This window comes from Streptomyces fodineus, from assembly GCF_001735805.1.
GTDB lineage: Bacteria > Actinomycetota > Actinomycetes > Streptomycetales > Streptomycetaceae > Streptomyces > Streptomyces fodineus.
Genome location: NZ_CP017248.1, coordinates 823,901 through 845,880, shown reverse-complemented (window position 1 = coordinate 845,880; position 21,980 = coordinate 823,901). Strand labels below are relative to the sequence as shown.

Below are 21,980 nucleotides of genomic sequence, written 5' to 3'. Positions count from 1 at the left end.
CGTGTCGGCCGGAACAGACACTCGCAGCAGTCGTACGGTCGCGCACAGTCACAGTTGTCACGAGGTCACCGTGCGGAACGCATGGGTCAAGATGTGTTCGGCGGCTTTCGAGCCGACCGGACGGGTGTGAAGGGGGCCCGGAGCGTTCACAGGGGCTGCGCGGGAGCCCGACACGCGCTGTAATGGCGAACGTGGTGAGTGACGGCGCTGCGATCAGCCGGACGAGAACGGCTCCGGAGCGTGCCGAAGCCGCCCTCGACATGCTCACCGCGGCACCCGCCAGCCCCGACCTGCTGCGCCGGGTCCTCGAACAGGCGCTGGTGTTCGCCGGCGCGGTCTTCGCCGGGGTGTACACACCCGGCGACGACCCGGCCCAGCTGTGCCTCACCGAGTCGGCGGGCCTGCCGCGCACCCTGTACGGGCTCCGCGACAGCTATCCGGCCGCCGGCGGCTCCCCGGTCGCCGAGGCGCACCGCACCGGACGCCCGCGCTGGCTCCGGCCCGAGGACCTGGCCGGCTGTCCCGAGGCCCGGCGCACCCCGGCCGCGGACTTCTTCATGGCCGTCCTGCCGCTCGGCCCGGCGGACGGCGGCGCCCTGCTGGCCGTCAGCGAGCGCTCCGGCGGCTTCGGCGCCGACGACCGTGCCTGCCTGGACCTGATCGTCCGCGCCATCGCCGTACCCGTCCCCTCCGCCTCCGGCGAGCCGGGTGAGCTGCCGGCGGACGCCTTCAGCCTGGCCATGGACAGCGGCCGGGTCGAGGTCGGCGACGGGATCCTGCGGCTGTTCGGGCTCACCCGGGACGTCTTCGACGGCCGGGTGGAGACCCTGCTCGCCCTCACCGTGCCCGAGGACCTGCCCGCGCTGATGTCCGTGGTCGAGGCCGACCACATGTCCATCGGGGACCGCGAGCTGGAGTTCCGCATCCTGCAGCCCTCCGGCGCGCCGAGGTGGCTGCGGCTGCGCGGCAGGCTGGTGCCCGGCGGCGAGGGCCACGCCGCCCGGCTCGTGGGCACCGTCGCCGACGCCTCCACCCTGCGCTCGGACGTCACCGACGTGGCCCGGGTACAGCGCCTGGCCGCCGCCCTGGCCACCGCGGGCACCGTCAAGGACGTCGGCCAGGCGGTCGTCGCCGCCCTGCGCGGACCGCTGCAGGCCGACCGGATCGCGCTCGCCGAACTGGAGAACGACCGGCTCGTCGTCACCGTCCTCGACCCGCCCGAACCCGAGGCCTGGCCGGAGGTGTGGCGCACCGAGTGGCGCACCGAATGGCCGGACGCGCCGGTGCGCGACATGCCCACCCTGGCCGCCGCGCTGCGCGAGGGACGCTCCCGGATCTGGCCCGCCGGCACCCCGCTGGAACCCGCCCTCGCCGACGTCGGGCCCGGCGCTCTCGCGGTGCTGCCGCTGCCGGCCGGCGGCCGTATGGCCGGGGCCTGCCTGATCGGCTGGGACCGCCCGCGCGACTTCGGCCCCGACGAACGCGCCCTGCTCACCGCCTGCGCGGGCCTCACCGGGCAGGCGCTGCTGCGCGCCCACGCCTTCGACGCCGAGCACGAACTCGTCGGCATGCTCCAGCGCACCCTGCTGCCGCGCCGCCTGCCCCGGCTGCCCGGCGCGGTCGCCGTCGCCCGGTACCTGCCCACCACCGCCGGACTGGAGGTCGGCGGCGACTGGTACGACGTGATCCCGCTCGCCGACAACCACGTCGCCCTCGTCATCGGCGACGTCCAGGGCCACAACGCGGGCGCCGCCACCCTGATGGGCCAGATGCGCACCGCGCTGCGCGCCTACGCCGCCGAGGGCCACACCCCGGACGTGGTCGTGGCGCACGCCAACCGGCTGCTGCTGGACATGGAGACCGACCTGTTCGCCACCTGCGCCTACGTCGACGTCGACATGGAGGAGGGCACCGCCTGGTGCGTGCGGGCCGGGCATCTGCAGCCCGTGCTGCGCCACCCGGACGGCACCGCCGAGATCGTCCAGGCCGAGGGCGGCCCACCGCTCGGCGTGCTCGACCAGGCCGACTTCCCGATGACCCCGCTGCGGCTCCAGCCCGGCACGGTGATCGCGCTGACCACCGACGGACTGGTCGAGTCGCCAGGCGTCGACATCGACGCCGGAATGGACCGGCTCGCCGCCGAACTGGCCGCCGCCGACCCCGCGCACCTCGGCCTGGTCGCCGACGCGCTGCTCACCGGCGCCCACCGCGGCGACGACGTCGCCCTGCTGCTCGTGCGCTACGACGGCATGGCCGTACGGCCGCTGCGCGAGACCTGGACGGTGTGGCGGGTCCCGCAGGCGGTCGGGCACGCCCGCCGCTTCACCCGGCGCACCCTGCGCACCTGGGGCGTCTCGCCGGACACCGTGGACGCGGCCCTGCTGGTGGTCTCCGAGCTCGTCACCAACGCCCTCGTGCACACCAACGGCCAGGTCCGCCTCGACCTCAGCCTGGTCAACCACCGGCTGCGGCTCGCCGTCGCCGACGCCTCCCCGCGCAGCCCCGTCAAACCCACCAGCATCGGCTGGGAGGCCACCGGCGGCCGCGGCATCCTCCTCGTGGAGGCGGTATCGGCGGCCTGGGGCACGGTCCCGGTCAGCGGCGGCAAACAGGTCTGGGCCGACCTGGTACCGGGCGGCTGACCGCGGGGCGGGTGGCTGGCTGTGGGAGGGCCGGTGCTGCGCGGTCGGGTGGCCGTAGGGGCCTTGGTGTCCGGCGTGGGGCTGGTCGTGGCGGGCGTGGTGTCTGGCGTGGGGCTGGTCGTAATGGGCCTGGTGCGTCGCGGCTGTCTTGCCACAGGCGGGTCCACCGGTCGGCCGGCGGCCACAGGCGCCTTCAGCCGTCGGCCGACCGCCGTGACCGAGTTCGACTCCGGCGGTGGGCTCGTTGGGGCCGTTGCGGCCGGCGACCGGCCTGGTCACAGCGGGTCTCGCGCCGGGCGGCCGCCTCCCCGTGGCTCGTGGGGTGCTTGGCTGCCGGCCTTGCTTCAGCCGGTCTCATGCCGGAGGGGGGCTCGCCGTGGCTGGTGGTGTGCCTGGCCGCTGACCTCGCTCCAGCCGATCTCGCGCCCGGCGATTGGCTCGGTGCGGCCGGTCGCGGGGCCGTCGGCCGGTCCGCCGCGGCCGGCCGCTTACCCGCTGGCCCCGCCGCACCCGGTGCGGCGCCCGCCGGTTGCCCCAGCGCGGGCATCCTCGTGCCCGCCGTCCGGTGCCCGCCGTCCGGTGCCCGCCGTCCGGTGCCCGCCGTCCGGTGCCCGCCGCCCGCCGCCCGCCGTCCGGTGCCCGCCGCCCGCCGCCCGCCGCCCGCCGTCCGGTGCCCGCCGCCCGCCGTCCGCCGTCCGGTGCGGGCATCGCCGTGCTCGTGCCGGTGCCCGTACCCCGTGCCCGCTGCCCGTGCCCGTGCTCGTCCCCGTCCCGCCCGTGCCCGTCGCGCGTATCGCCGTGCCCGTCGGCGGTGCCCGTACCCGCCCCCGGCAGCGCATCGTGCCCTTCGGCTGGCCACGGCGGGCGCACCCTCATGCCCGCCTGTCGACCCGCCACAACCGACCCCGCCCTCCGATCGGCTCCGACCGCCTCGTTCCTTGGACGGCCCCTGCCCCTTGGGCCGCCCTAGCCCCTCCGACAGCCCCGCCGCGCGAGCACCCCCGCCTCCGACCGCCCCACCCCCGACCACCCGCGCCGCCCCACCCCCAACCCGCCACACGGGTGCGTTTCGGCAGGTTGGAGGGGGGTTGGGGAGGCGTGGGGCGGTAGTGGTGCCTAGGGTCGATTGGTGTGGCACACACCTTCGAAGAACTCGTGCAGAAGCAGCGCGCGGCGGAAGCGGCCCACGCCACGGTCGAGGAACTGCGGAACGCCTATGGTCCGCCGGCCGAGCGGGCGATGACCGGTGCCCAGTCGGGTACCTACGAGACCGCGCTGCGGGCCTGGCGGGACCTGGCCCGGGACGTGCAGACCGCGGTGAGCGAGTACGCGAAGGAGTCGGGCCGGCCGCGCCCCGAGGTCGAGGCCGAGGTGGCCCGCGCGGCGGCGGAGCCCGAGGACGCATGAGCCGAACCGGCCGCCGCGCCGAGCGGCTCGTGGACAGGGTGGACGCCCGACTGCCCGTGTACGAGGGCGGCCCGCTGCTGCGCAAGGCGTTCCCCGACCACTGGTCCTTCCTGCTCGGCGAACTCGCCCTGTACAGCCTCCTGGTGCTGATCCTGACCGGGGTCTGGCTGACCCTGTTCTTCCAGCCGGAGATGCGCGAGGTCGTCTACGCCGGCCCCTATGTGCCGCTGCGCGGCGTGCGGATGTCGGCCGCCTTCGACTCCACCCTGGACATCAGCTTCGACGTGCGCGGCGGACTGCTGATGCGGCAGACCCACCACTGGGCCGCGCTGGTCTTCGTCGCCGCGATCGGCGTGCACCTGCTGCGGATCTTCTTCACCGGCGCCTTCCGCCGCCCCCGCGAGCTGAACTGGATGATCGGGGTGACCCTGTTCGCGCTCTCGCTCGCCGAGGGCTTCGCCGGCTACTCGCTCCCCGACGACCTGCTCTCCGGCACCGGACTGCGCATCGCGCAGGGCATCATGCTGTCGATCCCGGTCGTGGGGACGTACGTGGCGTTCTTCGTCTTCGGCGGGCAGTACCCGGGCCACGACATCATCACCCGCCTGTATCCGCTGCACGTCCTGCTGCTTCCCGGGGCCCTCATCGCCCTGGTCGCCGTACATCTGATCTTGGTGGTGTATCTCAAGCACACGCAGTGGCGCGGCCCGGGACACACCCAGCGCAACGCCGTCGGCAAGCCGTTCTTCCCGCAGTTCACCGGCTCCTCCGGCGGTCTGGCCGTCATCGTCACCGGCGTCCTCGTACTCCTCGCCGGCATCGCCCAGATCAACCCGGTCTGGAACTACGGCCCCTACCGCCCCGACCAGGTCTCCACCGCCTCCCAGCCCGACTGGTACGTCGGTTTCCTGGAGGGCGCGCTGCGGCTGGTCCCGCCGTGGGAGACCGATGTCGCCGGGCACACCCTCATGTGGAACGTCCTGCTCCCGGCCGTCGTCCTGCCGGGCCTGCTGTTCGCCGTGCTGTACGCCTACCCCTTCGCGGAGCAGCGGCTGACCGGGGAGGGACGCACCGAGCGGCACCTGTGCGACCGGCCCCGCGAGCGGCCCGTCCGCACCGGACTCGGCGTGGCGGGCACCGTGTTCTACGGCGTGCTGCTGCTGGCCGGCGGCAACGACGTCATCGCCCAGACCTTCCGCGTCTCCGTCAACGCCATCACCTGGGTGCTGCGGGTCTGTCTGATCGTGGCCCCGGTGCTCGCCTTCTTCGTGGCCCGGTGGCTGTGCCGGGCCCTGACGGCGGCCGAGCACGAGCGGCTCGCCGAGGGTGTGCCCACCGGCGAGATCCGGCAGAGCGTCACCGGTGGCTACGAGACCGATCACGAGCCCGTCGGCACGTTCCGGCCCGGTGCCCCGCGCAGACCGCTCACCGGTGTGCGTACTGGTACACCATCCCGAACACCCCGCGCGCCAGAACGCCCAGGCCGATGAGGAACAGCCACAGACCGAAGACCACGCCGCCCGCCGTCAGCGCGAAACCCAGCGCGGTGACGATCGGCCACGGGCTCTCGTCGGGGAAGAACGCCACCGGCCCGGCCGCGTCCGCCACTTCCGCCCCGGTACGGTCCTGCGCCCGCGTCCCCCGGCGCCGGTACTGGATCAGGCAGAAGAACGCGACCAGTGCGGCCATCCCGCACGCGACGACCAGCGCGACCGTGCCCGTCTCGTCCTGCGACCACATCCCGTACAGCGCGGCGGACCCGCCGAAGAAGAGCGCGACCCCGCCGAACAGCATCGCCTCCGCCTTCATCGCGCCAGCTCCTCTCCGGCCGGGCTCTCGATCTCCGGATGGTGCAGGTCGAACGCCGGGGACTCCGAGCGGATCCGGGGCAGTGCCACGAAGTTGTGCCGGGGCGGCGGGCAGGACGTCGCCCACTCCAGGCCGCGCCCCCACCCCCACGGGTCGTCCACGGTGACCCGCTCGCCCTTGATGGCGGTGCGCCACACGTTGTAGAGGAACGGCAGCGTCGAGACGCCCAGCAGGAACGCGCCCGCCGACGACAGGGTGTTGAGCAGGGTGAAGCCGTCCGTGGGCAGATAGTCCGCGTACCGGCGGGGCATGCCGGCCTCGCCGAGCCAGTGCTGCACCAGGAAGGTCAGCTGGAACGCCGGGAACAGCAGCCAGAAGTGCAGCTTGCCGAGCCGCTCGTCCAGCATCTTGCCGGTGAACTTCGGCCACCAGAAGTAGAACCCGGCGAACATCGCGAACACCACCGTGCCGAACAGCACGTAATGCAGATGCGCCACGATGAAGTAGGTGTCGGTCAGATGGAAGTCCAGCGGCGGCGAGGCGATCAGCACCCCGCTCAGCCCGCCCAGCAGGAACGACACCAGGAAGCCCAGAGACCACAGCATCGGCGTCTCGAACGACACCGACCCATCGATCATCGTACCGATCCACGCGAAGAACTTGATGCCCGTCGGCACCGCGATCAGGAACGACATGATGGAGAAGAACGGCAGCAACACCGCCCCGGTGGCGAACATATGGTGCGCCCACACCACCGCCGACAGCATGGTGATCGCGATCGTCGCCCCGATCATCGGCAGATAGCCGAACAGCGGTTTGCGGGAGAACACCGGGATGATCTCCGAGATGATCCCGAAGAACGGCAGCGCCACGATGTAGACCTCGGGGTGCCCGAAGAACCAGAACAGGTGCTGCCACAGCAGGGCGCCGCCGTTCGCCGCGTCGAAGACGTGCGACCCGAACTTCCGGTCCGACTCCAGCGCCAGCAGCGCCGCGGTGAGCACCGGGAACGCCGGCAGGATCAGGATCGAGGTGAACAGCACGTTCCAGGTGAACATCGGCATCCGGAACATGGTCATGCCCGGTGCGCGCAGCGACAGGATGGTGGCGATGAAGTTCACCGCGGTCAGCGTCGTCGACACACCCGAGACCACCAGACCCATCGCCCACAGGTCACCACCGGTGCCGGGGGAGAAGTAGGCGCTGTTCAGCGGCGCGTAGGCGAACCAGCCGAACGCCGCCGCCCCGCCCGGCACCAGGAAGCCGGAGACCACCATCAGGCCGCCGAACAGGTACATCCAGTACGACAGCGCGTTCAGCCGGGGGAAGGCCAGGTCGGGCGAGCCGATCTGCAGCGGCATCACCGCGTTGGCGAACCCGGCGAACATCGGGGTCGCGAACAGCAGCATCATGATGGTGCCGTGGACCGTGAAGAACTCGTCGTAGCCGTGCTCGCTCAGGAACTGCAGACCCGGCCGGGCGAGTTCCGCGCGCATCCCGAGCGCGAGCAGCCCGGCGAGCAGGAAGAAACAGAACGCCGTGACCATGTAGAGCCGGCCGATCACCTTGTGGTCGGCGGTGAAGACCCAGCGCAGCACGGCACGGCCGGGACGCGGGGCGGGCGCCGTGTAGCGCGCGACGATCTCGTGTGTGTCCGACACTTCCGGTAGTTCCGTCATCGCCGGTGACGCTACTCCGCGTGACCGGCGGCCCCCCGCGCGCCACGCCTCTCATCCGCGGTGGTATCCGCCGCTCGGCCGGGTACCCGGCGGCCATGAACTCCGCCATGTACACAGCCGCCACGGGTGCCCAGGTGTTCGGGTACGTGTTCATCCTGCTCGCCGGCGTCGCCTGCGTCGCCGGACTGATGTGGGCCTTCCGGCTCGGCTTCCAGGTGCGCCGGCGTGAACCGGCCCCGCCGCGCCCCGACGAGCAGCCGCGGATGCCGGCGTCCGGTCCGGTCCGCGAGACCCTCGAGATGCGCGAACCCGACCAGGTGCCGCGGGCCGCGGACGACAGCGAGCGGCTCACCCCTTACCAGGTCGGCAACATCCGCTCCCGGCGCGCCGACGACCAGCGCCGCCCGCGTTGGTCGCCCGGTTCCAGCGGCTCCTTCGGGGGCGGAGGCGGCGGCCGGACCTGAGCGGCCGTCGCGTTTCGCGCGCGGCGGCGCGGGGGACCCGGTGGGACACACATCGCACACGAGCGGCGCGGGGCCGGCGGACCGGCGTGGGCCCCGCGCGGGACGCAGAAGGAAGATGGACGACGTGACCGCGCATCCCACGGACAAACCCGCCCTGCCCTACGCCGAGACCGGCTGGGCGAAGGCTCGCCGGCGGCGCGGCCGGGGAGTGCGGACCTGTCTCCCCGCGGTCCAGCACCGCGGCGCCGCCGAGCGACAGGGCGCCTCGATCCAGGACAACATCGTGCGAGGCGAGGACTGACACCGAGTCGGGGATCGCCCAACGCCCGTACGGCGTCAGCCGCTGAACTCGCCCGAGCGCAGCCGCTGGTAGTGGGCGGAGCAGTCCGCGTACGTGGGCAGCAGCCCGGACCGCTCCGCCTCGGCCAGCGAGGGCGCCTCGGCGTCCTTGGGCGACAGCACCGGCTCGATGCCCTGCGGCCAGGTGATGCCCAGCGCCGGGTCGAGCGGGTGCACCCCGTGCTCGCGTTTCGGCGCGTACCCGGCCGAGCACAGGTACACCACCGTGGCGTCGTCGGTGAGCGCCATGAAGGCGTGCCCGAGACCCTCGGCGAGGAACACCGCGCGCCGGGTCTCCTCGTCCAGCCGTTCGGCCTCCCACTGCCCGTACGCCGGGGAGCCGACGCGGATGTCCACGACCACGTCGAGGACGGCTCCGCGCACACACGTGACGTACTTGGCCTGGCCGGGCGGCACGTCCGCGAAGTGGATGCCGCGCAGCACACCCCGCCGGGACACCGAGCAGTTCGCCTGGACGAGCGCGAGGTCGTAGCCGGTGGCCTCGCGGAACTCCGCGCCCCGGTACCACTCGTGGAAGCTGCCCCGGTCGTCCGGGAACACCGTGGGCTCGAGCACCCAGGCGTCGCCCATCTCCAGTTGCCGCACGCCGTCATGCCTTCCGTGTCGTCGTGTCCGTCCGCGTTCCCGCCTCGACCGGCTCCGGCTCCAAGTCCCCTGTGCTCGCTTGCCGTTGCGTCCGTGGGACGGTGGGCGTGGCCGCATGCTAACCCGGTCCCTTGCGGGGATGTGCGGGCTTCCCCGCAAGGGACGGCCGGCCGGTCAGGCGTGGGTCTTGGCGAGCAGCTCCAGGATCTCGGCGGTCGTGCCGCTCTCGCCGAGCCGCGGGAAGATCCGCTCGACGCTGTTCGCGTGCGCCTCGGCGTCGGCGTCGGCCATCGCGTCGGTGGCGAGGGTGACGTGGTAGCCGTGGGCGTAGGCGTCCCGGGCGGTGGACTCCACGCCGATGCTGGTGGCGATGCCGGTCAGCACGATCTGGGTGATGCCGCGGCGGCGCAGCTGGACCTCCAGGTCGGTGCCGTGGAAGGCGCTCCAGTTGTGCTTGGTGACGCGGATGTCACCGGGGTGGCCGGACAACTCGTCGACGAGGACGTCCCAGCCCTCCGGGAAGGCGAGGCCGCGCGCCTGCCGTTCGGTGCGGCCGGGCACGGCGTCGGCCCAGTCGGGCGCGAAGGAGACCCGGACCAGGACCACGGGCAGCCCGTGCGCGCGGAAGGCGTCGGCGAGTTCGGCCGTGCGGGAGACGACGTCGCAGGCCGCGTGCGGCTGGACCGGCATGGCCACGATGCCGTTCTGCAGGTCGATCGCGACGAGGGCGGTACGGGGGTCGAGCGTGGTGAGCGACATGAGTCGGTCAGGCCTTTCCGGAGGTGGTGCGTGCAGGGGCGAGCCGGCCGAGGGAACGGTCGGGCACTGTGGTCGCCAGCAACAGCGCGGAGCCGGCGAGCATGAACAGGGCCAGGCCGTGTAGCCCGGCCGTGTCGGCGCGGTGCGGGTAGAACGCCGCCGTGGCGGCGGACGAGCCCAGCGCGCCGAGGTACATGAAGGTCCGCAGCAGTCCGGCCGCGGAGGCGATCCGCTCCGGGTCGGCCTGCCGGTACAGGGCGTTCTGCGCGGCCAGGCCGATCAGGCCCTGCGGAATGCCGAGCAGCGCGCCGACCGCGAGCAGCAGCCACAGCGGACTGCCGGACCGCACCACAAGCAGCAGGGCACAGCCCGCGACCTGGAGCGCGGAGCCGGCGAGCAGCTTGCCGCGCACCGCTTCCCGGCGTCCGGTGAGCGTGGACACGATCAGCGCGGACATGGACAGCGGCAGCAGGACGAGCCCGGCGGTGGAGGCGCCGAGCCCGCGCCCCTGCTCCAGCCACTGCGTGTAGCCGTACATGAAGGCGTAGGAGGTGGTGTAGGCGAGCAACTGGCGCAGATAGGTGGTGAGCAGTGGGCCGTTGCCGCCGAGGACGCGCAGGTCGATGAACGGATCCGGCACCCGCAGCTCGCGCACGGCGAACGCGGCGGCAGCGGCGGCCGACAGCACCGGCAGATACCAGCGGTCGGCACGCGGGTCCATCAGGAACAGCATCAGCGCGACCAGCATCAGCGCGAACAGGGCCATCCCGGTCAGGTCGACGCCGCGCCGCCGGGTCCCGGACCGGGGCAGCCGCAGCGCGCCGAGCACCAGGCAGATGGCCGAGAGCGGCACGTTGACGGTGAACACGGCACGCCAGCCGCCGAGGCCGATCAGCAGGCCGCCGAGGGCGGGACCGACGACGGCCACGGTCTGGTTGGCGACGGCCAGCGCGGCGAGCACCCCCGCGGGGCTGTCCTGCCCGGTGCGTTCGGCCTCGCTGCGGGTCAGCCGCATGGCCGCCGGGTACGCCGCCGACGTCCCGAAGCCCAGCAGGACGCGGGCCGCGATCAGCGCGCCCAGCGAGGGCGCGAGTGCGCCGAGCAGCCCGGCGATGCCGACCAGGGCCGTACCGGCGAGGTAGAGACGGCGCGGGCCGTACATGTCCACCAGCCGGCCGATGACGGGCTGTCCGACGGCCGTGGCCAGATAGAGCGCCGACACCAGCCAGGCGGTCTCGGCGGGCGGGGCTCCGAAGGCGACGCCGATGGGCACCAGGGCCACGGCGATCATCGAGGAGTTGACCGGATTGAGGACCGAGCCGACGACCATCGGCGGGATCAGCCGGCGGTCGAATCCGGCGGGGGAGGGGCGGGTGGGCTTCTCGGTGCGTCCGGTGAGCCTCGGTATCACGGCTGCGACAGCCGTTCCATCAGCTTCAGTGCCGTAAGGACGGTCTGCCGTTCCTCCTCGGTGTAGCGGTCCTGGAAGGCGCGGGCCAGCCACTCCTCGCGGACCTGCCGGTTGCCCTCGATGCGGGCCCGTCCGGCGTCGGTGAGCGTGACCAGCTGGCGGCGGCCGTCGTCCGGGTCGGGGGCACGGCGGATCAGACCGTGCTGGTCCAGCGCGGCCAGCGTGGTCGCCATCGACTGCGGCCGTACGCCCTCCGCGGCGGCGAGCGCGCTGGCCGTGGCGGCGCCGTGCTTGCCGACGAGGGTGAGCGCCGACTCCTGGGACGGGCTGAGGTCGGTGTCCTGCGCGACCTCGCGGATACGGCGCCGCAGCCGGCTGAACACCACGCGCAGATCGCGCGCGGCGCGGGCGGCGGAGTCGGAGATGTCAGCCATGCCGCCCACCCTAGGACCGGCAGCCGGAACTGTCCAGCCCAGGCTGTTCAGTTTTGCCTGACGAATTGCCGGGTACTCGCCCGTCCTCGGACAGGGCAGCACATCGGTGAACTCACACGTCGGTGAACCCAAGGGAGTGCAGATGACCCCTCCGGACACCTCCGGCCTGGAGGCGGCTCTTCGCGCCGAGGTGGACGGCGAGATCCGCTTCGACGCCGGCAGCCGCGGCGCCTACGCCACGGACGGTTCGAACTACCGGCAGGTCCCCCTGGGCGTCGTCGTCCCCCGCACGGTCGAGGCGGGCGCCCGGGCGCTGTCGGTGTGCGCGACGTTCGACGCCCCCGTCCTCTCCCGGGGCGGCGGCACCAGCCTGGCCGGACAGTCGACCAACACCGCCGTGGTGATCGACTGGAGCAAGTACTGCACCCGGCTGATCTCCGTCGACCCCGAGCGGCGCACCTGCGTGGTGGAGCCGGGGATCGTCCTCGACGAACTCAACCGTCAACTCGCCTCGCACAGGCTGCAGTTCGGGCCCAAGCCCGCCACCCACAGCCACTGCGCGCTCGGCGGGATGATCGGCAACAACTCCTGCGGCGCCTCCGCGCAGGCCTACGGCAAGACCGTCGACAACGTCCGGCGCCTGGAGATCCTCACCTACGACGGACAGCGCGCCTGGACCGGCCCCACCCCGCCCGACGAACGCGCCCGGATCGTCTCCGGAGGCGGCCGGCTCGCCGAGCTCTACGGCGGCCTCGACCGCATCGCCACCGAGTACCTCGCCGACATCCGCCGCAGCTACCCCGGGATCCCGCGCCGCGTCTCCGGCTACAACCTCGACTCCCTGCTGCCCGAGAACGGCTTCGACGTGGCCAAGGCCCTCGTCGGCAGCGAGAGCACCCTGGTCACCGTCCTGCGCGCCGAACTCGACCTCGTCCCCGTGCCGCCGTACCAGTCGCTGCTGGTTCTCGGCTACGAAGACATCTGCGCCGCCGCCGACGACGTACCCCGCCTGCTGGAGCACTGCACCCCCAGCCAACTGGAGGCGCTCGACGACCGCATGGCGCAGCTGATGCGCGAGGAGGGCGCCTACCTCGACTCGCTCGCCATGCTGCCCGAGGGCGGCAGCTGGCTGATGGTGCAGCACAGCGGCGACAGCCAGGAGGACGTGGACGAGCAGGCGCACGCCCTGCTGCGGGCCATCGGCCGGGACGAGAAGGAGAACACCGTCGCCTTCTCCGACGACCCCGAACGCGAGCAGAAGATGCTCAAGGCCCGCGAGGCCGGACTCGGTGTCACCGCGCGCCCGCCGGACGGCCGGGAGACCTGGGAGGGCTGGGAGGACTCCGCCGTACCGCCCGAACGGCTCGGCGACTATCTGCGCGACCTGAAGGGGCTGTTCGACGAGTTCGACTACGACCGCCCCACCCTGTACGGCCACTTCGGGCAGGGCTGTGTGCACACCCGGATCCCCTTCGACCTCAGGACCGCCCACGGCGTGGCCGACTTCCGGCGCTTCGTGGAGCGCGCCGCCGACCTCGTCGCCTCCTACGGCGGCTCCCTGTCCGGCGAGCACGGCGACGGCCAGTCCCGCGGCGAACTGCTCACCCGTATGTTCGGCGAGCGGCTGCTGACCGCCTTCGGCGAGCTGAAGGCCCTCTTCGACCCCCGCGACCGGATGAACCCCGGCAAGATCGTCCGCCCCAACCCCGTCGACGGGCAACTGCGGCTCGGCCCGTCCTGGCGGCCGGTGACCGCCCCGACCCACTTCGGCTACCCCGAGGACGAGCACGACTTCAACCGCGCGGTGCTGCGCTGCGTCGGCATCGGCAACTGCCGCAGCCACTCCGGCGGCGTGATGTGTCCCTCCTACCGGGCCACCATGGAGGAGGAGCACTCCACCCGGGGCCGGGCCCGGCTGCTGTTCGAGATGCTCGACGGCCACGCCGACTCCGCTATCAAGGACGGCTGGCGCTCCACCGCCGTACGGGACGCGCTCGACCTGTGCCTGGCCTGCAAGGGCTGCAAGTCCGACTGCCCGACCGGCGTCGACATGGCCACCCTCAAGGCCGAGTTCCTCGCCCACCACTACGAGGGCCGGATGCGCCCCGCCGCCCACTACTCGATGGGCTGGCTGCCGGTGTGGGCCCGGCTGTCCCGGCTCGCCCCCGCCCTGGTCGACTCCGCCCTGCACGCGCCCGGTCTCGCCGCAGCGGGCAAGCGGCTGGCCGGCATCGACGGGGCACGCCCGGCACCCGTGTTCGCCCGGGAGTCCTTCGTGCAGTGGTGGCAGGCCCGCGAGGGGGCGGAGCCGGACCCGGCCGACCCGCGCCCGTGGTGCTGTGGCCAGACACCTTCAGCAGCTACTTCCACCCCGCGATCGCCAAGTCCGCCGTAAGGGTTCTGGAGCACGCGGGCTTGCGCGTCGCCGTCCCCACCGAGCCGGTGTGCTGCGGACTGACCTGGATCTCCACCGGTCAACTCCCCGTCGCCAAGAGGGTGTTGACGCGCACCCTCAAAGTGCTGCGCCCCTACCTGGAGGCGGGCACCCCGATCATCGGCCTCGAACCCTCCTGCACGGCCGTCTTCCGCGCCGACGCCCCCGAACTCATGCCGGCCGACCAGGACGTGCGGCGGCTGGCCGGACAGGTCCGCACCTTCGCCGAACAACTCGTCCACCACACCCCCGCCGGCTGGCGGCCACCGCAGCTCGCCCGGCAGGCGACCGTGCAGACCCACTGCCACCAGCACGCCGTCATGAAGTTCGACGCCGACCGCGAACTGATGCGCCGCGCCCACCTGGACGCCGAGGTCCTCGACGAGGGCTGCTGCGGACTGGCCGGCAACTTCGGCTTCGAACGCGGTCATCACGAGGTCTCCATGGCCGTCGCCGAACTGGGCGTCCTGCCCGCCGTACGCGGAGCGGCGCCCGACAGCCTCGTCCTCGCCGACGGCTTCAGCTGCCGCACCCAGATCGAGCAGGGCGGCACCGGCCGCCGCGCCCTGCACCTCGCCGAGGCCCTGGCGCTCGCACTCGACGGCAATCTGCCGAGCGACCACCCGGAACGCCTGGCCGACCGCCCGGACCCACCGGGCCGTGCGGCCCGCTGGGCGACGACCGCGGCCACCGCGGCCCTGCCCGCGAGCGCCGTGCTCGGGCTGCGGCTGCTCCGGCGCCGGGCATGAGGAGGCGAGCGTGCGCGACCGGCCCACCGTCGACGACGTCGGCACCGCCGTCTACACCGTCCCCACCGACACCCCCGAGGCGGACGGCACCCTCGCCTGGGACACCACCACCCTCGTCCTGGTCACCGTCCGCACCGGCACCACCACCGGCCTCGGCTACACCTACGCCCCCGCCGCCACCGCCCACGTCGTCCGCGAACTCCTCGCCGGCACCGTCACCGGCCTGTCGGCCCTCGATGTGCCGCGCGCCAACGAGCGGATGTGCCGGGCGGTCCGCAACGCCGGCCTGCCCGGTGTGGCCGCCCAGGCGATCGCCGCAGTCGACATCGCCCTGTGGGACCTCAAGGCCCGTCTGCTGGACCTGCCCCTCGTCGCCCTGCTCGGCGCCGCCCGCGACGACGTGCCCGTCTACGGCAGCGGCGGCTTCACCACCTACGACGCCGAACGCCAGGACCGCCAACTGCGCGGCTGGACCGAGGACGAGGGCATTCCGCGCGTCAAGATCAAGATCGGCGAGTCCTGGGGTACCCGCGAGACCCGCGACCTCGAACGGGTCGCCCGTGCGCGGGCGAGCATCGGCGACGCGGCCGAGCTGTACGTGGACGCCAACGGGGGCTACACCGGCGGGCAGGCCGCGCGGGCCGGCGACGCACTCGCGGACCAGGGCGTGACCTGGTTCGAGGAACCGGTCCCCTCCGACCACCTCATCCAGCTCGCGGACCTCCGCCGCCGCCTCCCGATGGACGTCACCGCCGGCGAGTACGGCTACACGCTGCCCTACTTCGAGCACATGCTGGCCGCCGGAGCGGTCGACTGCCTCCAGGCCGACGTCACCCGGTGCGGCGGCATCACCGTCTGGCTGCGGGTCGCCGCGCTCGCCCACGCGCGCGGGATCGACGTCTCCGGCCACTGCGCTCCGCACGCCCACGCGCATGCCGCCGCGGCCCTGCCCAACCTGCGGCACCTGGAGTGGTTCCACGACCACGTCCGCATCGAGCGGCTCCTCTTCGACGGCGTCCTCGACCCCGGCGGCGGCAGCGTCACCCCGGGCGCCGACGGGGCACCCGGACTGGGGCTGAGCCTGGTGGCGGAACGGGCCGAGCCCTACCGGGTGCAGTGAAGTCACCGAGTGGGAAAGGGAGATGATCATGCCTTCGACCGTCGTCATCACCGGTGCCAGCGCCGGGATCGGCCGCGCCACCGCCCGCCTGTACGGGCGGCGCGGCGCGAACGTCGTCCTGGTCGCCCGCGGTGAGGGCGGTCTCAGGGAGGCGGCCGACGAGGTCGCGGCCCTCGGCGGACGGCCCCTCGTCCAGGTGGCCGACATCGCCGACGCGGACCGGGTGGAGGCCGTCGCCGAGGCCGCGGAGAAGGAGTTCGGCCCCCTCGACGTATGGATCAACTGCGCCTTCGCGAGCGTGTTCGCGCCGTTCGACGAGATCACCCCCGAGGAGTTCCGGCGGATCACCGACGTCACCTACCTCGGCTTCGTCAACGGCACCCGCACCGCCCTCAGGCGCATGCTGCCCCGCGACCGGGGCACCATCGTGCAGGTCGGCTCGGCGCTAGGGGAGCGGTCCATCCCGCTGCAGTCGGCGTACTGCGGCGCCAAGCACGCCATCAACGGCTTCACCTCCTCCCTGCGCACGGAACTGCTGCACCGCGGCAGCAACGTCCACATCACCGTGGTCCAGATGCCCGCGGTCAACACCCCCCAGTTCGAATGGGTCCGCTCCCGCCTGCCCCGGCACCCCATGCCCGTGCCGCCGATCTACCAGCCGGAGGTAGCCGCCCGAGGCGTCGTGTACGCCGCCGACCACCCGCGCCGCAAGCAGTACTACGTCGGCGCCAGCACCGTGGCCACCATCTGGGCCAACCGCCTCGCCCCGGCCCCGCTCGACCGCTACCTCGCCCGCACCGGCTTCGACTCCCAGCAGACCGACCGCCTCCCGCCCGCCGGCCTGGACAACCTCTTCGCACCCGTCGACCAGGACCCCGCCGAGGACCAGGGCGCCCACGGCTCCTTCGACGACAGCGCCCACGCCCGCTCCTGGCAGCAGACCCTGGCCCGGCACCCCGCCGCCACCGCCCTCTGCACCAGCGCCGCACTGCTCGGCGCCCTACGCGGCCTGCGCCGGCTGACCTCCCGCGCAGCCTAGTCTGAGAGCGTGCGCCTCCTGCTCATGTCCGACACCCATCTGCCCAAGCGCGCCAACCGGCTCCCCGAACCGCTGCTGGCCGAACTCCCGCGCGCCGACGTGGTGTTCCACGCCGGGGACTGGGTCGACACCGCCACCCTGGACCTGCTGCAGAGCCGCAGCCGCCGGCTCATCGCGGTCTACGGCAACAACGACGGCCCGCAGCTGCGGGCCCGGCTCCCCGAGGTGGCGTACGCCGAGCTGGACGGCCTGCGCTTCGGCGTCGTGCACGAGACCGGCCCCGCCCAGGGCCGCGAGGCCCGCTGCGCCGCCCGCTTCCCCGACCTCGACGTGCTGGTCTTCGGCCACAGCCACATCCCCTGGGACAGCACCGCCCCGAGCGGGCTGCGGCTGCTCAACCCCGGCTCACCGACCGACCGGCGCCGCCAGCCCCACTGCACCTACCTGACCGCTGTGCTCGCCGACGGCGCGCTCACCGACGTGACCCTGCACCGCCTGCCGCAGCGGTAGCGGGTCCGTGCCATCATCCCTGGGTGATCAACAGTTCCGGCATACCCGACGTCGTACCCGCAGGTCACATGGCCCGGCAGGCCCAGCCCGTCCTGACCCTGGCATCCGGCCTGGAACTGCGCCCCTTCGGCCCCGACGACGCGGACGCGGTGCTCGCCGCCGGGCAGGACCCCGCCATCCGGCAATGGAACCTGTTCACCGTCGGCGGCCTCGACGAGGCCCGGCAGCGGATCGCGCGCATGCACGAGCGGTGGCGGGCGGAGACCGGTGCCGTGTGGGCCGTGGCCCGGCCGGGCGGCCCGGCGGTCGGGCTCGTCGGACTGAACGACGTCGACCTCGCGGGCGGCACCGCCGAGCTCGTCTACTGGCTGCTGCCCGAGGCGCGTGGCGGTGGGGTCGCCCTGGAGGCGGTGCGGCGGCTGGGCCGGTGGGCCCTGGACGACCTGGGTCTGCATCGGCTGCGGCTGTGCCACTCCACGGCGAATCCCGCGTCCTGCCGGGTGGCCCAGCAGGCCGGGTACGCCCTCGAGGGCACCCAGCGCAGTGCTCTGCTGCATGCCGACGGCTGGCATGATCAGCATCTGCATGCGCGTGTTCAGGGTGATGCGGGGTGACGTAGAGAGGTGCGCCGTCCCCGCCCGCGCCGTCGCAGTCGCCTCGCCGCCCATGCCACTACGGCGACCACCGCCGCCACGGCCGCCGCACGCTTGGCCAGCGGCAGGCCGGCCGTGCGCAGAAGGTCCAGCGGTTCCGGTTCCGGCTCGTCCCGCTGCCGCGGTTGCTCCTCAGCGGGCGGTGGCTGTTCGGACAGACGGTCCGCCAGGCAGGAAGCGAACTGGCCCACCAGGCGGTCGCCGACCTCCGCCAGTACGCCCCGGCCGAACTGCGCGGGGCGGCCGGTCACCGTGAGGTCCGTGTGCACCGACACCGCCGTGCCGCCGTCCTGTTCGGTCAGCGTGCCGGTGAGCGTCGCCCGGGCCGTGCCCTGTCCCCGGGTCTCCCGGCCGCTCGCCACGAGCACCATCCGGTGGGCCGGCTCGTCCTGCTCCTCGAAGACCGCCGTGCCCCGGTAGGCGACGGTGACCGGGCCGACCTTGACCTTCACCGAGCCGGTCACGGTCTTGCCGTCGTAGTCCTCCACCACCGCGCCCGGCAGACAGGGCGCGACGCGTTCGATGTCGAGGAGTGTGTGCCAGGCGTCGTCGACCGGGACGGGGACCGTGAACTCGTGGTGCAGCTCCATGACGTGCTCCTTTCCGGACGCGTCAGGCGGCGGACGGGTGGAACGGGTGGATGGCTCCGGCGGTGGTGGTCAGGGGCGCGCCGCTGCCGCCCCAGCGTAGGGCGACGATCTCGGCGGCGACGGAGACGGCGACCTCCTCGGGCGTACGGGCCCCGAGGTCCAGCCCGAGCGGCGAGCGCAGCCGGGACAGCTCGGCCTCGGTCACACCGGCCTCGGTGAGCCGTTCGCGCCGCTCCTCGTGGGTGCGCCGGCTGCCCATCGCCCCGATGTAGGCGGCCGGGCGGCGCAGGGCCTCCTCAAGCAGCGGCACGTCGAACTTCGGGTCGTGGGTGAGGACGCAGACCACCGTGCGGTCGTCGGTCTGCGTACCGGCGAGGTAGCGGTGCGGCCAGTCGACCACGACCTCGACGCCCGCCGGGAAACGCTTGGGCGTGGCGAAGACCGGGCGGGCGTCGCACACGGTGACCCGGTAGCCGAGGAAGTCGCCGATCCGGGCCACCGCCGCCGCGTAGTCGATCGCGCCGAAGACCAGCATGCGCGGCCGCGGCGCGAAGGACTGGAGGAACACGGTGACGTCGTCCTCACGGCGCTCGCCGTGCGGCCCGTAGTGCCGCAGGAGCGAGGCGCCGAGGGCGAGTTCGCCGCGCGCGTCGGCGGTGACGGCGACGTCGAGGCCACTCGCGCCGAGCGTGCCCGTCGCCCGGTCCGGCCAGACGGCGAGCGTGGCGCCGCGCGGCGCCGGCCCGTCCACCACCGTGGCCACGGTCACCGGCTCCCCCGTGGCGACCGACGCGGCCACCGTGCCGAACGCCGGGTCCGACTCCGGCGTCACCGGCCGTACCAGCAGGGTGATCTCACCACCGCAGGTGAGCCCGACCGCGAACGCGTCCTCGTCGCTGTACCCGAAGGTCGCAAGGCGGGCCTCGCCGCTCGCCACGACCTCCTCCGCGAGCTCGAACACCGCGCCCTCGACACAGCCCCCGGACACGCTGCCCACGACCTCGTCGTCCGGCCCCACCGCCATGGCGGCACCGGGGCCGCGCGGCGCGCTGCGGCTGACCGCGACCACCGTGGCCAGACCGAACGGGATCCCGGCCGCGTGCCAGCGCGCCAGCGCCGGCAGAATCTCACGCACCATCCGCTCCTTTCACCCGGACCGCACCGGTCTGGCCGCCGCGCACCACCGCCGCCAGCCGCTCCAGCGCCGCCAGGCTGTGCCCCTCGACGAAGGCGTCCACGCTGGGCAGCGCCGCCGCCATCCCGGCCGCCAGCGGCGCGTAACCGGGCCGGGCCTTGCGGGGGTTCGCCCAGACCACCTGGTGGGCGAGGGCGTGCAGACGGCGCATCTGCTGCCCGAGCAGCTCCGGATCGCCGCGCTCCCAGCCGTCCGAGAGCAGTACGACGATGGCGCCGCGCGCCATACCGCGCCGGCCCCAGCGGTCCAGGAACGCCCGCACCAGCTCCCCGAGCCGGGTGCCGCCGCGCCAGTCGGGCACGGCCGCCGCGACCGCCGCCATCGCCAAGTCGGGGTCCCTGTGGGAGAGTTCGCGGGTCACCCGGGTCAGCCGGGTGCCGATGGTGAACACCTCCGTGCGGCCCGCGCGCACCGCTGCGTGTGCGAACCGCAGCAGTGCGTCGGCGTACGGCGCCATCGAGCCGCTCACGTCGACGAGGAGCACCACCCGGCGCGGCTGCCGCACGCGCGCGTGCCGCCGCAGCCGGGCCGGCTCCCCGCCCCTGCGCAGCAACTCCCGTACGGTGCGCCGGGGATCGACCTCGCCACGCCGGGCGGGCCTGCGCCGCGCCGAGCGACGCGCCTGCCCCCGGAGTGCGAACACGGCGAGCAGCCGACGCAGTTGGTCCCGCTCGGCGGGGTCCAGCGAGGCGAAGTCGCGGTGCCGCAGCACCTCGGCCGGGCTGGCGAGCGCGGCGACCGGCGGCCCCGGCGGTTCGCCCTCGCCCGGCGTACGGGGTCCGGTGGGCGCCGCCCGGGCGCCGAGCCGGAGCCGGGGCGGGGGAGCGGTGCGCGCCACGCGCCCGGCCCCCGCGCCGGAGCCCCCGAAGTACGCCGCGAACACCCGCTCGTACCGCTCCAGATCGTCGTGCCCGCCGCACAGCGTCGCCCGCCCCGCCCAGTACACGTCCGCGCGCACCCCCGGCCGCAGAGCGGCAACGGCCCGCAGGAACGCAGACAGCCGCTCGGAGCTCGCATCCACCCCCGCCGCCCGCAGCGCCCGCACGAAACCGAGCAGCACGGCGTCCGCCGCGAGCAGTCCGGCGTCCGCGCCGAGGTGTCCGGGGTCCGTCCCGGGTGGTCCGGTGCCGGGCCCGAGGCGTGCGGCGTCCCTCCCGAGCTGTTCCTTGGGCGCGGCGCGCTGCCGTGCGTCCCCGCCGTGCCGTACGGTGTCCGCCCCCGGGGGACCGCTCGCCCCGCTCGTGCCCGTGCCCACCGCCCTCACCCGCCCCGGGCCGCGAGGACCGCCGCGAGATCGAGCCCCCGCGCCCGGTCGGTGTCCTCCCGGTACTTCAGCACCGAGCCCAGCGTCGCCACCGCCAGCTCCGCGTCCACCTCGCTCGCACCCAGCGCGTCCAGTGCCTGGGCCCAGTCCAGGGTCTCGGCCACACCGGGCGGTTTGAGCAGGTCCGCGCCCCGCAGCGCCTGCACCAGCGCCGTGACCTGTTCGGCGAGCCGGGCCGACACATCCGGCAACCGGCGCCGCACGATGGTCAGTTCGCGGGCGAAGGAGGGATGGTCGAACCAGTGGTACAAGCACCGCCGCTTCAGCGCGTCGTGCACCTCACGGGTGCGGTTCGAAGTCAGCACGGCGACCGGCGGGCTCTCGGCGCGCAGCGTGCCCAGCTCGGGGATCGTGACGGAGTACTCGGACAGCAGCTCCAGCAGGAACGCCTCGAACTCGTCGTCGGCCCGGTCGATCTCGTCGACCAGCAGGACCGAGGGATGCGTCTGAAGGGCCAGCAGCAGCGGCCGGGCGATCAGGAACCGCCGGTCGTACAGCTCGCTCTCCAGCCGGTCCGCGTCCGTCACCCCGGCCGCCTCGGCGGCCCGCAGGTGCAGCAGCTGGCGCGGGAAGTCCCAGTCGTACAGGGCCTGCGAGGCGTCGATGCCCTCGTGGCACTGCAGCCGGATCAGCGGCGCGCCGAGCGCCTCGGCGAGGGCGGAGGCGAGCGCGGTCTTGCCCACGCCCGCGTCGCCCTCGCAGAACAGCGGCCGGTGCAGCCTCAGGGCCAGGAAACAGGTGACGGCCAGCCCTTCGTCGACGAGGTACCCCGTCTCCTCCAGGCGGGCCCGCACCCGCTCCGGGTCGTCCATCGTG

General features: G+C 73.7%; 19 protein-coding genes and 1 pseudogene. 10 read left to right on the top strand and 10 right to left on the bottom strand.

Annotation, left to right across the window (positions count from 1 at the left end; all coding sequences use genetic code 11):
• The first annotated feature begins 182 nt into the window (after window positions 1-182).
• From BFF78_RS03710 to qcrB, 3 genes are all read left to right on the top strand, one after another.
• Window positions 183-2,642 (top strand): SpoIIE family protein phosphatase, encoded by a 2,460-nt coding sequence (locus BFF78_RS03710; RefSeq protein WP_193433402.1) that lies wholly within the window; start codon window positions 183-185, stop codon window positions 2,640-2,642.
• 1,131 nt (window positions 2,643-3,773) lie between these two features.
• Window positions 3,774-4,049, top strand: coding sequence for a hypothetical protein (locus BFF78_RS03705; protein ID WP_069776933.1), 276 nt, complete (start codon window positions 3,774-3,776; stop codon window positions 4,047-4,049).
• The gene (gene qcrB / locus BFF78_RS03700; protein ID WP_079161130.1) at window positions 4,046-5,539 is read left to right on the top strand and encodes a cytochrome bc1 complex cytochrome b subunit; all 1,494 of its coding nucleotides are present in this window, start codon (window positions 4,046-4,048) and stop codon (window positions 5,537-5,539) included. The genes BFF78_RS03705 and qcrB overlap by 4 nt, the downstream gene beginning before the upstream one ends.
• On the opposite strand, the gene ctaF is transcribed toward qcrB, so the two are convergent.
• Both ctaF and ctaD read right to left on the bottom strand, forming a co-directional pair.
• On the bottom strand, window positions 5,475-5,858 hold the full coding sequence (gene ctaF, locus BFF78_RS03695; protein ID WP_069776932.1) for an aa3-type cytochrome oxidase subunit IV: 384 nt from the start codon (window positions 5,856-5,858) through the stop codon (window positions 5,475-5,477). The two genes, qcrB and ctaF, sit on opposite strands and share 65 nt — an antisense overlap.
• On the bottom strand, window positions 5,855-7,537 hold the full coding sequence (gene ctaD, locus BFF78_RS03690) for an aa3-type cytochrome oxidase subunit I (RefSeq protein ID WP_079161129.1): 1,683 nt from the start codon (window positions 7,535-7,537) through the stop codon (window positions 5,855-5,857). The genes ctaF and ctaD overlap by 4 nt, the downstream gene beginning before the upstream one ends.
• 20 nt (window positions 7,538-7,557) lie before the next feature.
• Here ctaD and BFF78_RS03685 point away from each other — a divergent pair, with 20 nt between their 5' ends.
• Together BFF78_RS03685 and BFF78_RS03680 are read left to right on the top strand one after the other, a co-directional pair.
• Complete coding sequence (locus BFF78_RS03685) at window positions 7,558-8,001, top strand: DUF6479 family protein (protein WP_335755303.1); 444 nt, start codon at window positions 7,558-7,560, stop codon at window positions 7,999-8,001.
• A 115-nt stretch (window positions 8,002-8,116) separates the two neighbouring features.
• Window positions 8,117-8,302 (top strand): hypothetical protein, encoded by a 186-nt coding sequence (locus tag BFF78_RS03680; protein WP_069776929.1) that lies wholly within the window; start codon window positions 8,117-8,119, stop codon window positions 8,300-8,302.
• A gap of 35 nt (window positions 8,303-8,337) precedes the next feature.
• Here BFF78_RS03680 and rfbC read toward each other — a convergent pair whose 3' ends face one another.
• The 4 genes from rfbC to BFF78_RS03660 form a co-directional block, all read right to left on the bottom strand.
• A complete protein-coding gene (gene rfbC, locus BFF78_RS03675) occupies window positions 8,338-8,931 on the bottom strand; it encodes a dTDP-4-dehydrorhamnose 3,5-epimerase (protein ID WP_418346744.1) in 594 nt (197 codons plus the stop codon).
• Between the two features lie 189 nt (window positions 8,932-9,120).
• Window positions 9,121-9,705 carry a hydrolase gene (locus BFF78_RS03670; RefSeq protein WP_069776927.1) on the bottom strand — a complete coding sequence of 195 codons (585 nt, stop codon included), beginning with the start codon at window positions 9,703-9,705 and terminating at the stop codon, window positions 9,121-9,123.
• A 7-nt stretch (window positions 9,706-9,712) separates the two neighbouring features.
• Window positions 9,713-11,116: an MFS transporter gene (locus BFF78_RS03665; protein ID WP_069776926.1), complete on the bottom strand. Its 1,404-nt coding sequence runs from the start codon at window positions 11,114-11,116 to the stop codon at window positions 9,713-9,715.
• Window positions 11,113-11,550 (bottom strand): MarR family winged helix-turn-helix transcriptional regulator, encoded by a 438-nt coding sequence (locus BFF78_RS03660; RefSeq protein ID WP_069776925.1) that lies wholly within the window; start codon window positions 11,548-11,550, stop codon window positions 11,113-11,115. Before BFF78_RS03660 ends, BFF78_RS03665 begins: the two co-directional genes overlap by 4 nt.
• A gap of 142 nt (window positions 11,551-11,692) precedes the next feature.
• Here BFF78_RS03660 and BFF78_RS03655 point away from each other — a divergent pair.
• The 5 genes and pseudogenes from BFF78_RS03655 (at window position 11,693) to BFF78_RS03635 (ending at window position 18,016) form a co-directional block, all read left to right on the top strand.
• Window positions 11,693-14,733, top strand: a pseudogene (locus BFF78_RS03655) (FAD-binding and (Fe-S)-binding domain-containing protein).
• A 10-nt stretch (window positions 14,734-14,743) separates the two neighbouring features.
• Complete coding sequence (locus tag BFF78_RS03650) at window positions 14,744-15,853, top strand: enolase C-terminal domain-like protein (RefSeq protein WP_069776924.1); 1,110 nt, start codon at window positions 14,744-14,746, stop codon at window positions 15,851-15,853.
• A gap of 28 nt (window positions 15,854-15,881) precedes the next feature.
• Complete coding sequence (locus tag BFF78_RS03645) at window positions 15,882-16,892, top strand: SDR family oxidoreductase (RefSeq protein WP_069783360.1); 1,011 nt, start codon at window positions 15,882-15,884, stop codon at window positions 16,890-16,892.
• A gap of 9 nt (window positions 16,893-16,901) precedes the next feature.
• Window positions 16,902-17,402 (top strand): metallophosphoesterase family protein, encoded by a 501-nt coding sequence (locus BFF78_RS03640; protein ID WP_069776923.1) that lies wholly within the window; start codon window positions 16,902-16,904, stop codon window positions 17,400-17,402.
• A gap of 23 nt (window positions 17,403-17,425) precedes the next feature.
• Window positions 17,426-18,016 carry a GNAT family N-acetyltransferase gene (locus BFF78_RS03635; protein WP_069776922.1) on the top strand — a complete coding sequence of 197 codons (591 nt, stop codon included), beginning with the start codon at window positions 17,426-17,428 and terminating at the stop codon, window positions 18,014-18,016.
• Here BFF78_RS03635 and BFF78_RS03630 read toward each other — a convergent pair.
• From BFF78_RS03630 to BFF78_RS03615, 4 genes are read right to left on the bottom strand one after another with little or no spacing between them, the layout of a single operon-like run.
• A complete protein-coding gene (locus BFF78_RS03630) occupies window positions 17,998-18,645 on the bottom strand; it encodes an SRPBCC family protein (protein ID WP_069776921.1) in 648 nt (215 codons plus the stop codon). The two genes, BFF78_RS03635 and BFF78_RS03630, sit on opposite strands and share 19 nt — an antisense overlap.
• Before the next feature lie 22 nt (window positions 18,646-18,667).
• Window positions 18,668-19,780 (bottom strand): XdhC family protein, encoded by a 1,113-nt coding sequence (locus BFF78_RS03625; RefSeq protein ID WP_069783359.1) that lies wholly within the window; start codon window positions 19,778-19,780, stop codon window positions 18,668-18,670.
• Window positions 19,773-21,095 carry a vWA domain-containing protein gene (locus BFF78_RS03620; RefSeq protein ID WP_099054816.1) on the bottom strand — a complete coding sequence of 441 codons (1,323 nt, stop codon included), beginning with the start codon at window positions 21,093-21,095 and terminating at the stop codon, window positions 19,773-19,775. The genes BFF78_RS03625 and BFF78_RS03620 overlap by 8 nt, the downstream gene beginning before the upstream one ends.
• Before the next feature lie 5 nt (window positions 21,096-21,100).
• Window positions 21,101-21,976 (bottom strand): AAA family ATPase, encoded by an 876-nt coding sequence (locus tag BFF78_RS03615; RefSeq protein WP_069776920.1) that lies wholly within the window; start codon window positions 21,974-21,976, stop codon window positions 21,101-21,103.
• Between the last annotated feature and the right edge of the window lie 4 nt (window positions 21,977-21,980).

What these genes read in the sequence shown, in the direction of transcription:
- BFF78_RS03710 (WP_193433402.1), top strand. Translation starts at nt 183, where the DNA reads ATGGCGAACGTGGTGAGTGACGGCGCTGCGATCAGCCGGACGAGAACG.
- qcrB (WP_079161130.1), top strand. Translation starts at nt 4,046, where the DNA reads ATGAGCCGAACCGGCCGCCGCGCCGAGCGGCTCGTGGACAGGGTGGAC.
- ctaF (WP_069776932.1), bottom strand. Translation starts at nt 5,858, where the DNA reads ATGAAGGCGGAGGCGATGCTGTTCGGCGGGGTCGCGCTCTTCTTCGGC.
- ctaD (WP_079161129.1), bottom strand. Translation starts at nt 7,537, where the DNA reads ATGACGGAACTACCGGAAGTGTCGGACACACACGAGATCGTCGCGCGC.
- BFF78_RS03680 (WP_069776929.1), top strand. Translation starts at nt 8,117, where the DNA reads ATGGACGACGTGACCGCGCATCCCACGGACAAACCCGCCCTGCCCTAC.
- rfbC (WP_418346744.1), bottom strand. Translation starts at nt 8,931, where the DNA reads ATGGGCGACGCCTGGGTGCTCGAGCCCACGGTGTTCCCGGACGACCGG.
- BFF78_RS03670 (WP_069776927.1), bottom strand. Translation starts at nt 9,705, where the DNA reads ATGTCGCTCACCACGCTCGACCCCCGTACCGCCCTCGTCGCGATCGAC.
- BFF78_RS03660 (WP_069776925.1), bottom strand. Translation starts at nt 11,550, where the DNA reads ATGGCTGACATCTCCGACTCCGCCGCCCGCGCCGCGCGCGATCTGCGC.
- BFF78_RS03645 (WP_069783360.1), top strand. Translation starts at nt 15,882, where the DNA reads ATGCCTTCGACCGTCGTCATCACCGGTGCCAGCGCCGGGATCGGCCGC.
- BFF78_RS03630 (WP_069776921.1), bottom strand. Translation starts at nt 18,645, where the DNA reads ATGGAGCTGCACCACGAGTTCACGGTCCCCGTCCCGGTCGACGACGCC.
- BFF78_RS03615 (WP_069776920.1), bottom strand. Translation starts at nt 21,976, where the DNA reads ATGGACGACCCGGAGCGGGTGCGGGCCCGCCTGGAGGAGACGGGGTAC.